At 31.2% G+C, this 1413-nt stretch carries 2 protein-coding genes; both read left to right on the top strand.

Translation table 11 applies throughout. The features are described 5' to 3' along the window. A partial coding sequence (locus tag AB1422_17090) for a hypothetical protein (protein ID MEW6621019.1) occupies positions 1 to 331 on the top strand: 331 nt, incomplete at its 5' end. 24 nt (positions 332 to 355) lie between these two features. Then, positions 356 to 1060, top strand: coding sequence for a hypothetical protein (locus AB1422_17085; protein ID MEW6621018.1), 705 nt, complete (start codon positions 356 to 358; stop codon positions 1058 to 1060). The last annotated feature ends 353 nt before the right edge of the window (positions 1061 to 1413 follow it).

The following is a 1413-nucleotide window of genomic DNA, read 5'->3' as shown; positions in this document are numbered from 1 at the left end:
GGAAATGTGTCAAATTAAAAAAATACCTATTGTTTTGTTACTTATAGGGTTTTTGATGACTAATTTCGTAAGAGTATCAGAGGCGAAATTTAAATTAGAGAAAGATAAGATTGCTCATATCGTTGTCAGTGCTGTAATCTATGATGCTACTTATCTTTGTTGCGAAAATCGAGGTTTAAGTAAGTTTTCTTCATTTTGCTATGCGAGTTTAGCCACCGCGGCCGCTGGTATCATCAAAGAAGAAATGGATGATGTCTTTGACCATGAGGACTTACTCGCTGATGGAATAGGCTGGGGGTTGGGAATAGCCATAATGGAAATAGAATTTTAAAAACAGAAATTAGAGACTGGAAAAATGAGAAATTTATTTAATCGTGAAAGGGCAGGTAAATCATTAATTTTATCTGAGGTGTGCGTAATTACCTCTTTACCTTACCTTTATTATATGTATTTCATTGGGATGCGGGAGATAATATTAAAGAATTTTCTTCCTAAACACCTTCCTTATTTGATGATACAGGATGTGTGGTATATATTTATTGCGACTTTCCTGTGTGGATTATGTGGTTTTGCCTGGAGTCAAAAATATGGGTTATATGGATTGGGTTCATTTTTAGATATTAAAAGAATTTGGTTGAAATTAGTGGGCATAAGTATAGTTATTGGAATAATTTCCTATGTTTTTTTTGACCGTCAATTTAAAACAATTGCCCCGAATTATTATCCGACAAATCCCTTTTGGGCATTATCTATTCCGGCAAACTCTGCTTTTTTTATTGAAACAATTAGATTTGGAATGATTTCCCTTGTTTGCCGATTGATAAAAAATACCCATTTTAGTAATGCTATTATTGCGTTTTTCTTTGCAATCGTTGGACTTAAATCATTTTTTTTCATCGGATTGAATTTTAACTGGACAATTATTGCTATTGCTTGTATTATTTCAACTATCTTAGTAAATATAATTTTAGGTTATATCATTATTAAAAAAGGACTTATTTGTGCGATATTTATTCATTTTGTTATAGATTTAAAATTTTTATTTTTGGCATTTGTGTAACAGGAGTTTCGTAAATTGTAACTATTCAGCCATTGATTAACACGGATTAGCACGGAATTGGTTTTCAAGTTAATGGGACGCAGATTTGCACAGATTATCAGGATAATAAAAAAAATCGTAAGGGTTCGGGTAGGATAAAAATAAGTAAGCGTTCAAGTGGTGTAACAAAAGGAGATGTGGAGATTAAGGAGATAGGGAGATATTATTAAAAAAATTGAAATTAATAGAACTAATAGAAATTTATGGAAATTTGTTGTTTTCCACAATCAATTTCTACCTATTTCTATAAATTTCAATCTATTTCTATTATCTTATCTCCATATCACTCTTATCTCCTTATCCCCTTTCTTACA

The sequence above is a fragment of the bacterium genome, from assembly GCA_040757115.1.
GTDB lineage: Bacteria > UBA9089 > CG2-30-40-21 > CG2-30-40-21 > SBAY01 > JBFLXS01.
This window is presented reverse-complemented; position numbering and strand designations above follow the sequence as displayed.